The organism is Pseudomonas paracarnis (genome assembly GCF_904063055.1).
Taxonomy (GTDB): Bacteria; Pseudomonadota; Gammaproteobacteria; order Pseudomonadales; family Pseudomonadaceae; genus Aquipseudomonas; species Aquipseudomonas paracarnis.
This window is the reverse complement of sequence record NZ_CAJFCN010000114.1, coordinates 1-431: the sequence shown is the minus strand read 5'-3', so window position 1 is coordinate 431 and position 431 is coordinate 1. Positions and strand designations below refer to the sequence as shown.

The window sequence follows — 431 nt, the reverse complement described above, 5'->3', positions numbered from 1 at the left end:
CCAAGGGCCAGATCCCCGGGGCGCCGGCCGCGCACTCCACCGGCGTCGGCGGATGGGTCGATCAGCATGGCCGACCCGACGTGCGGGGCCTGTATGCCATCGGCGAAACCAGCTTCACTGGCCTGCACTGCGCCAACCGCATGGCCAGCAATTCCGTGCTCGAATGCTTCGTGTATGCCCGCTCGGCGGCAGAGGACATTCTTGTGCAACTGCCGCGCATCCCGGTACCAGCCGCCCTGCCCCGCTGGGATGAGAGCCAGGTCACTGATTCGGACGAAGACGCGATCATCGCTCACAACCGGGACGAGCTGCGACGCTTCATGTGGGACTATGGGGGCATCGTGCGCACCAACAAGCCTCTGCAAAGGGCGCAACATCGGGTGCGCTTGCTGCGGGATGCGAGCGACGAGGTCTACCGCAACTATCGAGTA

General features: G+C 65.2%; 1 protein-coding gene. It reads left to right on the top strand.

The genetic code is table 11. The features are described 5' to 3' along the window. Positions 1-431: FAD-binding protein (locus tag JMV15_RS28145; protein ID WP_201492016.1), on the top strand; the 431-nt coding region annotated here is incomplete at both ends.